Source organism: Bacteroidales bacterium (genome assembly GCA_035647615.1).
Classification (GTDB): Bacteria; Bacteroidota; Bacteroidia; order Bacteroidales; family 4484-276; genus SABY01.
This window is the reverse complement of the sequence record DASRND010000025.1, coordinates 21102-33926: the sequence shown is the minus strand read 5'-3', so window position 1 is coordinate 33926 and position 12825 is coordinate 21102. Positions and strand designations below refer to the sequence as shown.

Annotated in this window: 10 protein-coding genes; 5 read left to right on the top strand and 5 right to left on the bottom strand. The window is 47.7% G+C overall.

Annotated elements, in window-relative coordinates; all coding sequences use genetic code 11:
- Window positions 1-624: 624 nt before the first annotated feature.
- The 3 genes from pyrF to VFC92_07980 form a co-directional block, all read right to left on the bottom strand.
- Complete coding sequence (gene pyrF / locus VFC92_07990) at window positions 625-1467, bottom strand: orotidine-5'-phosphate decarboxylase (GenBank protein HZK08128.1); 843 nt, start codon at window positions 1465-1467, stop codon at window positions 625-627.
- A 143-nt stretch (window positions 1468-1610) separates the two neighbouring features.
- Window positions 1611-2753: an acyl-CoA desaturase gene (locus tag VFC92_07985; protein ID HZK08127.1), complete on the bottom strand. Its 1143-nt coding sequence runs from the start codon at window positions 2751-2753 to the stop codon at window positions 1611-1613.
- Window positions 2754-3116: 363 nt separating this feature from the next.
- Window positions 3117-3872, bottom strand: a complete 756-nt coding sequence (locus VFC92_07980) for an NYN domain-containing protein (GenBank protein HZK08126.1) — start codon at window positions 3870-3872, stop codon at window positions 3117-3119.
- Between the two features lie 202 nt (window positions 3873-4074).
- Between VFC92_07980 and VFC92_07975 the strand changes: the two genes are divergently transcribed.
- The 3 genes from VFC92_07975 to VFC92_07965 all read left to right on the top strand — a co-directional run bounded on the left by VFC92_07975 (window position 4075) and on the right by VFC92_07965 (window position 7388).
- Window positions 4075-5268, top strand: coding sequence for an amidohydrolase (locus VFC92_07975; GenBank protein HZK08125.1), 1194 nt, complete (start codon window positions 4075-4077; stop codon window positions 5266-5268).
- Window positions 5269-5562: 294 nt separating this feature from the next.
- Window positions 5563-6435 carry an SPOR domain-containing protein gene (locus tag VFC92_07970; protein ID HZK08124.1) on the top strand — a complete coding sequence of 291 codons (873 nt, stop codon included), beginning with the start codon at window positions 5563-5565 and terminating at the stop codon, window positions 6433-6435.
- 38 nt (window positions 6436-6473) lie between these two features.
- Entirely contained in the window at window positions 6474-7388 is a 915-nt protein-coding gene (locus tag VFC92_07965; GenBank protein ID HZK08123.1) for a glutaminase, read from the top strand.
- Window positions 7389-7472: 84 nt separating this feature from the next.
- Here the strand turns inward: VFC92_07965 and VFC92_07960 are convergent, their stop codons facing one another.
- Window positions 7473-8699, bottom strand: a complete 1227-nt coding sequence (locus VFC92_07960) for a bifunctional alpha/beta hydrolase/OsmC family protein (GenBank protein ID HZK08122.1) — start codon at window positions 8697-8699, stop codon at window positions 7473-7475.
- Between the two features lie 480 nt (window positions 8700-9179).
- On the opposite strand from VFC92_07960, the gene ssb reads away from it, so the two are divergent.
- The gene (gene ssb / locus VFC92_07955) at window positions 9180-9521 is read left to right on the top strand and encodes a single-stranded DNA-binding protein (GenBank protein HZK08121.1); all 342 of its coding nucleotides are present in this window, start codon (window positions 9180-9182) and stop codon (window positions 9519-9521) included.
- A gap of 85 nt (window positions 9522-9606) precedes the next feature.
- On the opposite strand, the gene VFC92_07950 is transcribed toward ssb, so the two are convergent.
- Window positions 9607-11517, bottom strand: coding sequence for a RecQ family ATP-dependent DNA helicase (locus VFC92_07950; GenBank protein HZK08120.1), 1911 nt, complete (start codon window positions 11515-11517; stop codon window positions 9607-9609).
- Between the two features lie 107 nt (window positions 11518-11624).
- Between VFC92_07950 and VFC92_07945 the strand changes: the two genes are divergently transcribed.
- Complete coding sequence (locus tag VFC92_07945) at window positions 11625-12788, top strand: AIR synthase related protein (protein ID HZK08119.1); 1164 nt, start codon at window positions 11625-11627, stop codon at window positions 12786-12788.
- The last annotated feature ends 37 nt before the right edge of the window (window positions 12789-12825 follow it).

The following is a 12825-nucleotide window of genomic DNA, read 5'->3' as shown; positions in this document are numbered from 1 at the left end:
CCGCCAACCACCTCTTCCCTCTAGAACTCACAGAACATTTGTCATTCTGAGTCTCCAGACCAAAAAAAATGGTCCACATAATGATATGACAAGGGGTTTGATTCTGCCGAGCTGACTTACAGAATTCACTCTCTACATTTTTCTAAAATGTTCCGCTGCGAAGCACAGGAGGGCATTAAATTAGTTTTGTAGGTTTTCAAGGTGAGGATTCCGGCGTTGGCCTTTAGTAAGCAATTCAGAAGCATGCGTTGGCATGTGTGTCGGCGCGGCTTGTATCGCGTGGGGAATCCGAGCCGATAGAAAACCACAAAAGTAATTTTAAGCCTTGATCTTTTCTTTGTTACTTTCTTTTGTATCAAGACAAAAGAAAGTAAGCATGCATTTTGAAACAACAAATGAATTTTAGAATGACTCACATTATAACAGAAGCCACTACTTTTCAATTGTTTACAAAAACTTGTCATTAGTACTGAAAGGAGGAATCTACTGCATTCCAATTATTTACAAAAACTTGTCATTAGTAGCGCAGCGAAGAATCTGTAATTTTTAGTCGGACAATAGTGGTTTTTCTATCTGTGCTTTATCTGTAAAATCAGCGTCATCTGTGTTCTTTTTTTATAATAATCAGATCAGACCCACCCTTTCCAGCTCCTTATGCATCTGCTGACGCAACGTAAGTGCTCGTTCACGTGCAGCTTTAGCAAAATCTTCTACACCGGAAGCAAAGATAATTTCACGCGAAGAATTTATAATTAGACCACAATCAGACGTGAGGCCATAACGACAAACCTCCTGCAGGCTTCCACCCTGAGCGCCTACACCAGGCACCAAAAGAAAATGACGAGGAACAAGCTTGCGAACCGAACCGAGAAGCTCCGGACGGGTGGCACCTGCCACGTACATCATATTTTCGGCATCGCCCCACTGCTGCGAAACGCGCAGCACGTGCTCGTAGAGTGGCCGTCCATCGTGCATGGGCTGTGTTTCAAGATCGTCAGCTCCGGGGTTGGAGGTGAGCGCCAGCAAGATCACCCATTTATCATGATAAGATAAAAATGGAACTACCGAGTCGCTGCCCATATAGGGAGCTACCGTGATGGCATCGAAGCCAAGCCCTTCGGGTGGTGCGGCCAGAAATGCCCTGGCATATTGCCCCGAAGTGTTGCCAATATCACCACGCTTGGCATCGGCTATCGTAAAAATATTGTCGCCCAGAGTAGCAAGATATTCGATGGTGCGTTCCAGACTTCGCCAACCACGGCTCCCCTGGCTTTCGTAAAAGGCCAGATTGGGCTTGTAGGCTATAGCCAGGTCGTGTGTAGCATCGATGATCTGCCGGTTGAACTCAAAAATCGGATCATCTGTTGAAAGCAAATGGCGGGGTATTTTGTCCAGGTTGCTGTCGAGACCTATGCAAAGGAACGACTGCTTTTGGCGGATCAGATCGATCAGTTGTTGACGGTTCATCAGTAAATGTTTTCCCGCAAAAGTAAGACAATCCTTTGTCTGCCAGTTTAACGAAAGCAAATTTGTATTGTGCTTTCCGGATTTCTATCTATTGACATCTCGTGGTGCTGAACCTCTCAAACCTTTATCAACAAAACTTTGCCCTAAGCCAGTGCGGGTTGCTCCCCAATTCCGGTAACGGTATTTTGTTGTAAATCGTCACCGCGTCCAAGCTGGCGCAGCATCCGGTAATGATTGCGCAAAGCCTTTAAAAAGCTGCCTTGCTGATGATAGGGTAAATTATATTTGGCGGCTGCAGCTTGTACCATCGGAGCCAAATGACGGTAGTGAACGTGGCTGATGTTGGGAAACAAATGATGCTCGATCTGGTAATTCAGCCCACCGGTATACCACGAAAGCAGCCTGTTTCGGGGCGCGAAATCTGCCGTGGTCATTAGCTGGCTGATGGCCCAGCTATTTTCCAGGTTTCCTTGTTCGTCGGCTAACGGGTAGGAGGATGACGGCACCACATGAGCGGTTTGGAAGACAACGCCGAGGATAAATCCAGCTACAAAATGCATAGCGAGAAAAAAAGCCACCACCCAGTACCACGCCACCGGCAGAAAAATAATCGGCAACACCAGAAGAACAGTAAAATAAAGAATTTTGGCGATGATCAGATCGGTGAGAAGCCGCGGGAAGCTCTCTTTGCCTCCGGGCAACACATCCTGCCGATGATAGCCAACGAGTTGTTTGAAATCTTTGTTGATAGCCCAACTAATGGTCATCAATCCATAAAAAAACCATGCATACCACTGCTGAAAACGATGTATTCGGAAGAGCGGCTTGTGTGGCGAAAACCGTAAAATCCCTACCGGACTGATGTCTTCGTCGTGGCCTTCGATGTTTGTAAAGCCATGGTGCATTGTATTGTGCTGATAGCGCCAGTTGGGCGGGAACCCTCCTAACATGTAAATTGATTTACTCACCAAGCGGTTTAATCGCGGATTTTCGGAATAAGTGCCGTGGTTGGCATCGTGCATCAGCCCCATACCTATGCCTGCCATACCAACGCCCATTAATATCCACAAAGCGAGCAACACCGGAAAAGCAGTTACAACTCCCGTAATCATCAGCAAATAAGGAATGATGTAGAGCGCAAGCATCGCGATGGATTTGATAAACAGACTGCGATTGCCAAAACGTGAAATTTTCCGATCCTCGAAATAAGCACGAACGGTGGCACGCAGTTCTTTAATAAATTCAGGACTATCGTTCGTAGCGAATTTTATTTTTTTCTCTTGCATTTTGTACTAATTGATTGAATGAATAAATCGAAGAGTACATAGAAGGTTTGAAGGCATGCAATTGTTTTGTCGATGGATAAATTAAAAGTCAAAACCCCGTCTGCATGCGGAAAGTAGCCAAAAGAAATAATTAATAAAATTCACAACACCCGACCTGGCTTCTGCTTTTTAAAAACCTCTGCAAAACAAATCCCTGCAACAATTTCGCCGTGAATGCTGTCAGAGCTGCAGGGCTTGTAAAGACGCCCGACCCCCGATTGGTCGGAGCAGGCCGGGCGTCTCTTTTATGATCTGTTGGATTGTGATCTAACCTTACTCTCAGCGTTACTTTCATTTCCATAGCCCGCGAATTCAAGCAGGTCATTATTTTTTGCGTACACGCACATAAATGTGTTTGATGCGCTTATTCTCTACGTCGCGCTCGTCAACCTCAAAATATTGGTTTAGGGATTTTATCAATGGCGTCAGTTTCATGAAGCCGTAGTTACGTGGGTCGAAATCAGGTTTCTTTTTAATAATCAGATTGCCAAGGTCCGCCAGGAAAGCCCAGCCGCTGTCGTCTCCCAGATCTTCGACGGATGCTTTGAGCAAGTTTATAAAGCGCTGATCTATCTCTTCGTAATCCATAGTTTCAGACGTAGCAGATGTGCTGGTCTTAGATTTCGAACGCTCTTTGGAACCAATAATCTCGATGTAGATAAACTTGTCGCAAGCCACGATAAACGGATTGGGTGTTTTCTTCTCCCCCAATCCCACCACAAACATTCCCGATTCGCGCAAACGTATTGCCAGTCGCGTAAAGTCGCTATCGCTCGACACCAGACAAAATCCATTCACCTTTTCACTGTGCAATATGTCCATAGCATCGATGATCATGGCCGAGTCGGTGGAATTTTTGCCCGATGTGTAGCTATATTGCTGAATGGGCGTTATGGCATGTTCGAGCAGCGACGGCTTCCAGCCCGCTACGGTGGGGCGGGTCCAGTCGCCATATATTCGTTTGATAGTGGGCGTACCCAGCTTTGCAATTTCATCCAGCATCCCTTTGATGTTGGAGTATGGTATGTTGTCGGCATCGATGAGAACCGCAAAACGCATCTCTTTTGTATCTCTTTCCATTTGTTTTTTATGAAAATTATTTTTGTATAATAGCATTAATAACTCACAAAGAAGCGTTTTGTTGGTTTTTAAAGATTAATCGTCTTACAATTTTGCATCCCTCCAAAATAAGAATCTCCTGATGAAAGCGAAACTACAGAACATATTTTACCGCCAGATAGATTCAATCCTCTATTTTTGTTTTTTTTAATAAAGTCATTTTATGGATCAGATAAAGAAAAAGATACGCGCTTTGAGCAGGGAAAATCTGCAGCAATTTATTAATTGGCGCCGGCATTTGCACGCCCACCCCGAGCTGAGTATGCAGGAGTACGAAACAGCAGCTTTTGTATCGGCACGATTGACTGAAATGAATATTCCGCATCAAACGGGCGTTGCACAAACGGGGATCGTAGCGATGATCTATGGGCGAAATCCTAAGAAGAAAACCATCGCTTTGCGCGCCGACATGGATGCACTGGCCATAGAAGAAACCAATGACGTTCCGTATAAATCACAAAACCCGGGCGTGATGCATGCCTGCGGCCACGACGTGCACACCGCGTCGCTGCTGGGCGTGGCGCACATACTTTCGACGTTAAAAGATGATTTTGAAGGAACTGTCAAGTTGTTTTTTCAGCCCAGCGAAGAGCGTTACCCCGGCGGCGCCATACAGATGATTCGTGCCGGCGCAATGGAGAACCCGCGGCCCGCAAACGTTTTCGGGCAGCACGTGTACCCGGAGCTCGAAGCCGGAATGATAGGCATAAGAGCTGGCGATTATATGGCTTCTACCGACGAGATACACCTAACCATCACAGGAAAAGGGGGTCACGGCGCACAACCATCGCTGCATGTCGATACGGTGCTCATTGCTTCACATATCGTGGTGGCGCTGCAGCAGATCGTCAGCCGGCAGGCCTCGCCCGACATGCCCACCGTACTTTCGTTCGGACGTTTTATCGCCAACGGCCAAACCAACGTAATCCCCGATCAGGTAAAAATAGCCGGAACCATGCGCACCTTCGACGAGGCCTGGCGCCAGGAGGCTCATCGGCGCATTACCGCTATAGCGCAGAGTATTGCACAAGGCATGCGCGGTAGTTGCGAAGTATTTATCGATCCGGGTTATCCTTTTGTTTACAACGATCCTGAGGTAGCTACCAACGTTAAAAAGTGGGCTGAGGAGCTGCTTGGCGCAGATAAAGTAATCGATTTGCCGCTGCGTATGACCGGCGAAGATTTCAGCTATTTTGCCAACGAAGTACCTTCGTGCTTTTACAGACTGGGCGTGGCAAACAAAGAGCGCGGCATTACCTCCAGCTTGCACAGCAGCACTTTTGATGTGGATGAAAAAAGCCTGGAAACTTCTACCGCACTCATGGCGTGGATTGCTATTAACGCTCTGGCGAAGTAAAGAAATGCAGGACGCTCGGCGCTTGTCGCAAAGAGCTAAAATCAATATCGAACCGCAACTGTCCAAGCCGGCGTTTGGACGAAGCTGTTGTGGCTGAGCTTGTCGAAGCCCTCGTCCTTTCTATTTCTTTAGGCTTTGCCTATTAAAATACAGGAAACTTTTAAACAAGAAAACATACAGAGCCTAAGCTGAACTGTATTCCTAAAAAATTCTAAATAACAAACTCTCATTACTTCCATCATTACTTCCGTTGGCTTTTGCTATTTTTGCAAATAAATTATCTAATACACTGCCATGAAAAATTTTAAGCTGAAAATAGGTTTGCTGTTGCTGATGATGATCAGCGCCCTGACGCCAATTACCGCACAGCATCAGATTCCCGACGACTTCTGCATCACTGCCGACGAACTTCAGTTGTACAATCGTCTCAACCAATACCGCAAAGACAATGGGATGAGCGAGATACCACTTTCCAAAAGTTTGTGCTACGTGGCCAAGCTGCATGTAAGCGATCTGCAATACAACCGTCCTGACACGGGCAATTGCAACCTACACTCGTGGTCGGCGAAAGGCGACTGGGTGGAGTGCTGCTATGGCACAGACATTTTCAATAGTACCTGCATGACTTCCAAGCCCAAAGAAATGACCACCTATCCGGGCAAAGGCTACGAGATAGCTTTTTGGGAGAGTGTGGATGCGCGTCCCTCGGTGGTGTTCGACTTGTGGAGCTCCTCGCCGGCTTCACGCGATCTGATCCTGAACCGTGGCATCTGGAAGGAAATGACCTGGAAAGCCTTTGGCGTGGGCATGCTCGAAGGTTACGCCGTAGTGTGGTATGGCGCCGAAGCCGAAGCGGACGAAGGAGTAAAAATCTGCGGAAGCGACCAAACCGCCGGCCGTCTCATCGATAAAGTGAAGACAACAGAAACCACCGCTGGCACAGCAGGTGTGCGTTACCATCTGATTATTGCCAGCTATACTGACGAAGCCATCGCCCAACAACAGGTGCAGCAATACAAGGGTCGTGGTTTTAAAAGTCCATCGATAATAAAAGCCGGCGATAATTTCCGCGTTTCGTTGGGCAGCTATGCCACAAAGGAAGAGGCGCTGAAAGCACGCAAGAGCCTGGGTGAGAAGTATGAAAAAGCCTGGGTGATGAAAAACTAACGCCGCTGCTATTTTTATCTTTAACAAAAAAATAAATAATGAGCTCTCAGACACCCATCAAAACTGTTTTTGATACCATAATGAAGCAGGAAGACGCGGGCGAACTCGCGTCCTATATCCCGGAGCTTGCCCTCGTTGATCCAAATAAATTTGGAGTTTGCCTGAGCACGATCGACAACCGGCAATTCAGTTATGGAAATGCAACGGACCGCTTTTCGATACAGAGCATCGCCAAAGTGCTTGCGTTGAGCATGGCCTACCAGTTGCCGGGTGGCAAAATATGGGAAAGAATTGGAGTTGAGCCTTCAGGCTCGCCGTTTAACTCGTTGGTGCAACTGGAAGCCGACAACGGGATACCCCGAAACCCGCTTATCAATGCCGGAGCGTTGGTGGTTTGTGATATCCTGCTTAGCAATTTAAAAAATCCTCTGGCTGATTTCATGACTTTTATCAGGGATGTGGGCGATAACCCTTATCTCAATTATTCGCACAGGATAGCGGAATCCGAAAAATCGATTGGCTATCGAAACATTGCCCTGTGCTATTTTATCAAATCCTTTGGAAACCTCAATAATCACCCGAAAGATGTGCTGGAGTTTTATTTCATGCTTTGCTCCATCGAAATGAGTTGTGTGGAATTATCTAAAACCTTCCTTTTTTTGGCAAACCATGGTCGAAAAACAAGTGACGACAAAGAGATTTTAACTGTGAGTCAGGCCAAACGAATCAATGCCATCATGCAGATGTGTGGCTTTTACGACGAGTCCGGAGAATTTGCCTACGAGGTGGGGCTGCCAGGAAAAAGCGGCGTTGGCGGTGGAATCGTCGCCATCCATCCCAACACATACAGCATTGCCGTGTGGAGTCCGCGGCTCAACAAAAAGGGAAACTCATACCGCGGAATGAAATTTTTGGAACTTTTCACCACCGAAACGGCCTCTTCAATTTTTTAATCAAACTTGAAGCAAGCCGGGCAACCCTGCAACTTGATAACCTGACAACCTCTACTTTTCACAACATTCCCTCCCCTCACAGTTTTATTTTTCTTCCGGTTTCAGGGTTGTTTCTATTTGGATATCTGAGAGTAGGGTTCGGTGCACTGGACAGCGGTTGGCAATTTCGAGCAGGCGGCTGCGCTGCTTCTCGTCGAGGTCACCGCTGAGCGCAAGGTGTCGGGTAAATTTATCGATCTTCCCGGTGGCGCCATCTTCATTGGGCATTCCATCGTCAGCGTGGGTCTTAGCATGATCTACCATCACATCCACTTCGGTAAGTTTCCATTTTTTATGATCAGCATACATGCGAAGCGTCATGGCGGTGCAAGAGGCCAATGATGCTGCCAACAGATCGTAAGGTGAAGGACCGGAATCGCTGCCACCAACGCTTTGAGGCTCGTCGGCCAAAAACCGGTGCTGACCGCTGCGCAGGCGGGTAGTGAATTTATTTTCGCCACTGATGCGGGCTAATACCTGATGCTCTGTACCCGGCAATTCGGTCACCTGCAAATCGATGTATCGTCGTGCCCACTCAGCGATGAGATTTCCAAGATAGGTTGAGTCTGCTGTTTCGCTCAGCAAATGGTCAGCGCCATCGAGCGAGACAAAACTTTTGGGATGGCGTGCAGCCACAAAAATCTCCGCAGCATTATCGATGCCTACCACATTATCCTGCGGTGCATGCGCGATGAGCAATGCTTTTCGCAACTTCTGTAAAACCTGCTCCATGTTGGTTTCCTCAAGATCGTCGAGAAATTGTTTTTTGATGGTAAAATTCCTTCCGCCAATGTTTACCTCTGCCACTCCGGTTTTGATGATGTCCTTTTTCTGTGAAAGGATCATTTTTTTGAGATGTTTCGGACTCGAAGGTGTTCCGATAGTTACAACAGCTTTAACCGAAGGCAGCTCAGCAGCCGCATAAATAGCCGCTGCACCCCCCAGCGAATGACCGATGAGCATTGCCGGCGCCTGGTATCGCTCTGCCATCATTTCGGCAGCAGCCAACAAATCCTGTATATTTCCCGAAAAATTGGTGTCACTGAAATCGCCTTCGCTCTCGCCCAGACCTGTGAAGTCGAAACGCAGCACACCATAACCTGCAGCGGTTAGCGCCCGGCTAATGTTGTGCATGGCTTTGTAGTTTTTGTTGCATGTAAAACAATGCGCAAACAATGCAAAGGCTGCAGGCGATTGATCCACGGGAAGCTCCAGCCGTGCCGAAAGGTTCTGCCCGTCTTTATTCTTAAAAGTAATTTTGTTGGAAAGCATATTTTTGTTTTTGATAGGTTTTTATAATCTAACAAAAAAATCACATAAGGGTTGTCAACAAATGTTGCGAGTCATTTGGATTTTTAGAAAAGAGAAGTTAACTGCGGTAAATCATCAAAACGGAACACACCGCAAAGGCGAGAAGGCGCGGAGTAAACAATAAAAGCACTGCGTCTCGGCGGTAATCCCAAATAAAAGCTCTGCGCCTTTGCGTCTCGGTGGTAACTTCCATCAAAAAGAGAAATAAACCGCGAAGACGCAGAGAAAACAATAAAAAACTCTCCGTCTCTCCGCCTCTGCGGTAATTCTAATAAAAACCCAGCGCCTCCACACCCTGGATTTATCCGTTTGTAAACGGTTATAAACAACTATATTCGCTTTGAAACAGATACAAATGTTTATTAACCGAATCAGGCGAAAGCCCCGCCCTATCTTTGCTTCATAATTATTTATTCATTTATTAATTAAATACTTACTATCATGAAAAGTTTAAGAAACAGTGTTCACCTGATCGGAAACCTGGGGATGGATCCCGAAGTAAAAGAGATTGCTAATGGCCGCAAAATGGCTCGCTTCTCGCTGGCCACCTCCGACACCTACACCAACCAAAAAGGCGAGAAAGTAACCGAAACGCAATGGCACAACCTGATAATCTGGGGAAAGCTTGCCGAAGTAGCCGGACAATATCTTAAAAAAGGAAAGCAGATAGCCGTGGAAGGCAAACTGGAAACCAATGTCTTCGACGACAAGGATGGCAACCGGAAGTATTACACACAGATTGTGGTAAACGACCTGCTGATGCTCGACAGCAAAACAAATTAAATTTAGCAATGAACCGCCAAGACGCGGAGGCACAGAGAAAACAATAAAAAACCCTGCGCCTCCGCGCCTCTGCGGTAATTCTCAGCTACTCCGTATCTCCCCAGCGCAGGCATTGTTGCTTGTCGTAATGAATCTTGTCGTCGTCGAGCAACCACTCGAGTACCTGCATCAGCTTTTCTTCGGTAAGGTTTCGCACCAGCTTTGTCAGCTCTTCCGGAGTGCACGGCTGCTTTTGTAATAAAGATTTAATCTGTTGCACAGCGGCATCCAACTCTGCCTGCTTCAGGTCGGGTCGGTTGCGCTTTCGACACACATCACAGTGGCCACAATGGCTCGCATTACGTTGTCCGAAATATCCCAACAAAAATACGCTTCGGCAGGTTGAAGTGCTTTTGAGGAATGCCGTCAGAGAATTCAGCCGTTGGCGTGCAGTCTTGCGCCGCAGCTTGTAATTTTCGGGTGAGATGTAGAGGTCTTTTGCATCCAGACGCTCGATGGTGAGGATGATTTGCGGTTTGCTTTTGGACGGAATAAAGCTAATGACTTCGTACGCATCGAGCTGTTGCAGAAGTTTTACGGTTTGCTCAAGCGGTAGTTCTATTTTACGGGCGAGTTCATTGATATTAATTTTGACATACTCGCTGAATAAACCTGTGTAAAGCCGAAGAATTGTAGTAAGGAAGCCATCCAATGAAGCGTGCGTTGTGCGATAGCGGTACAAATCATCACCCTGAAGCTTAACGTGAATCCGTGCGGGAAAATGCAGCCCTTCGCTAAGGATGAGATAGCCTTCTTTTTCGAGAAATCGCAGAGCGTTGTATGCAATCACCGGCACAAAGTTATACTGACGGCTAAAGTCGGCAATGTCAAAATCAAAGCCCATATTGAGCCCGCTTCCTACGGCCAGCTTAAGGTAGTTGCCGAGGGCCTGATACACGTTGCGGATATCTTCGAGCGGTGGGAAAGCATTCTCAAATTGCTTTTCAGCATCCAAAATATCTGATTCCTGCCAGAGCATCACGGCATGTGCCGTCTTACCATCACGACCTGCACGGCCTGCCTCCTGGAAATAGGCTTCAACAGAAGTGGGCAGATCCACGTGAATCACCAGGCGCACATCGGGCTTGTCGATGCCCAGCCCAAAAGCATTGGTAGCAACCATAATACGCACTTCTCCACTCATCCAGCGGTTTTGCCGCTGTTGCCGCTGCTGGCTGTCGAGGCCAGCGTGGTAGTAATCGGCGGTGATGCCTCTTTTGTTGAGCCTCTGCGCCAGCTCATAAGTGCGGCGCCGGCTGCCGGCATAGACAATGGCCGAGCCGCGCATCTTTTGCAGAATCTCCAGCACTTTTTCGTTCTTACTTTCTTCTTCCAAAACATTATACGACAGATTCTCACGCTGAAAGCTTTGCCGAATAACGTTTTTAGTTTTAAAAAGAAGCTTCTGCTGAATATCATCCACTACTTCGGGAGTAGCCGAAGCAGTAACGGCAAGCAACGGAACGTCGGGGATGATCTGCCGAGCTTCGGCTATCTGCAGGTATGGCGGCCGAAAATCATAGCCCCATTGCGAAATGCAGTGCGCCTCGTCGATGGCCAGCAGGTTGACGGGGATATGGAGCAGCGCTTCGCGAAACAGTGGTGTAGCAAGCCGCTCGGGCGAAATGTAGAGGAATTTCCCTTCGCCATGCATCACATTATTTAGCGCAAGCTCAATTTCGTTGTAATGCATTCCCGAGAAGATGGCGAAGGCTTTGATATTCATTTTTTTCAGCCTGTCCACCTGGTCTTTCATCAATGCGATGAGGGGTGAAATTACAATGCAAACACCTGGCCGCGCCATAGCCGGCACCTGATAGGTAATGGATTTCCCGCCACCGGTAGGCATCAGCGCAAGCGTATCCTTACCATCGAGCACCGAGCGAATGATCTCTTCCTGTCCCGGACGGAAATCGGGGTAACCCCAATATTTTACCAGAACCTCTCTAATGTCCATGGCGGCAAAACTTTATAAAAATAAAATCCTTCATCCTGCTGTTAGCTAACGATTCCGGGATGGCCGATCGAAAAAATGTATGTTTGCATTCTGACATAAAAAAGCAAATGGAGAGCAAATATAATCAAAGAGGCGTTTCTGCAACAAAAGATGATGTTCACGCGGCCATCCGAAACATCGATAAAGGACTTTTTCCGGGAGCATTCTGCAAGATCGTCCCCGACATGTTGGGTGGCGATGCAAAGTTCTGCAACGTGATGCATGCTGACGGCGCCGGCACCAAGTCGTCGCTGGCTTATATGTACTGGAAAGAAACCGGCGACCTGAGCGTGTGGAAAGGCATAGCGCAAGACGCAGTGGTGATGAATCTGGACGATGTGATGTGTGTGGGAACTTCGGGCAGCATATTGCTCTCCTCCACCATCGGGCGCAACAAACATCTGATACCAGGCGAGGTGATAGGAGCCATCATCAGCGGCACCGAGGAATTTTTGGAGAAGATGCGCAGCCAGCGCGTTATGATTTACAGCACCGGCGGCGAGACAGCTGACGTAGGCGATTTGGTGCGCACCATCATTGTCGACTCTACGGTAACGACGCGTATGCCGCGCACCGAAGTGATCGACAACCGCCGCATCGGTGCGGGTGATGTGATAGTGGGGCTGGCTTCGGCTGGGCAGGCAACTTACGAAACCGAATACAACAGCGGCATGGGCAGCAACGGCCTGACGATGGCGCGCCACGAAGTTTTTAATCACGCGCTCGCCGAAAAATATCCCGAAAGTTTTGACGATCACGTGCCCAACAACCTCGTGTATACCGGCAAGCACAATCTTACCGATGTTACTGAAATAGCAGGCATGGACGCCGGACGCATGGTGCTGTCGCCAACGCGGACGTATGCACCCATCATCAAAAAGATTCTTGAAGAGCTGCGACCCAAAATTCATGGAATGGTGCACTGTACCGGTGGCGGCCAGACAAAAATTCTTCATTTCACGGATCGTTTGCACATCATCAAGGACAACTTATTTGACACTCCTCTCCTATTCCGAATGATCAATTCCGAAGGAAAAATACCCAAGCGTGAGATGTATCAGGTTTTCAACATGGGACACCGCATGGAAATTTACACCGATACCGCCACAGCAGCCAGCATCATCCAAATTTCAAAATCTTTTGATGTGGACGCGAAGATTGTAGGACGCTGCGAGAAAGCAGAAAAGCGCCGGTTGACGATTGTTGTGGAAGGAGAAAAGGTGGAGTATTGAGCTAGGCGCAAGGCGCAGGGCGCAGGGAGCAAAGAGC

What these genes read in the sequence shown, in the direction of transcription:
- pyrF (HZK08128.1), bottom strand. Translation starts at nt 1,467, where the DNA reads ATGAACCGTCAACAACTGATCGATCTGATCCGCCAAAAGCAGTCGTTC.
- VFC92_07985 (HZK08127.1), bottom strand. Translation starts at nt 2,753, where the DNA reads ATGCAAGAGAAAAAAATAAAATTCGCTACGAACGATAGTCCTGAATTT.
- VFC92_07980 (HZK08126.1), bottom strand. Translation starts at nt 3,872, where the DNA reads ATGGAAAGAGATACAAAAGAGATGCGTTTTGCGGTTCTCATCGATGCC.
- VFC92_07975 (HZK08125.1), top strand. Translation starts at nt 4,075, where the DNA reads ATGGATCAGATAAAGAAAAAGATACGCGCTTTGAGCAGGGAAAATCTG.
- VFC92_07970 (HZK08124.1), top strand. Translation starts at nt 5,563, where the DNA reads ATGAAAAATTTTAAGCTGAAAATAGGTTTGCTGTTGCTGATGATGATC.
- VFC92_07965 (HZK08123.1), top strand. Translation starts at nt 6,474, where the DNA reads ATGAGCTCTCAGACACCCATCAAAACTGTTTTTGATACCATAATGAAG.
- VFC92_07960 (HZK08122.1), bottom strand. Translation starts at nt 8,699, where the DNA reads ATGCTTTCCAACAAAATTACTTTTAAGAATAAAGACGGGCAGAACCTT.
- ssb (HZK08121.1), top strand. Translation starts at nt 9,180, where the DNA reads ATGAAAAGTTTAAGAAACAGTGTTCACCTGATCGGAAACCTGGGGATG.
- VFC92_07950 (HZK08120.1), bottom strand. Translation starts at nt 11,517, where the DNA reads ATGGACATTAGAGAGGTTCTGGTAAAATATTGGGGTTACCCCGATTTC.
- VFC92_07945 (HZK08119.1), top strand. Translation starts at nt 11,625, where the DNA reads ATGGAGAGCAAATATAATCAAAGAGGCGTTTCTGCAACAAAAGATGAT.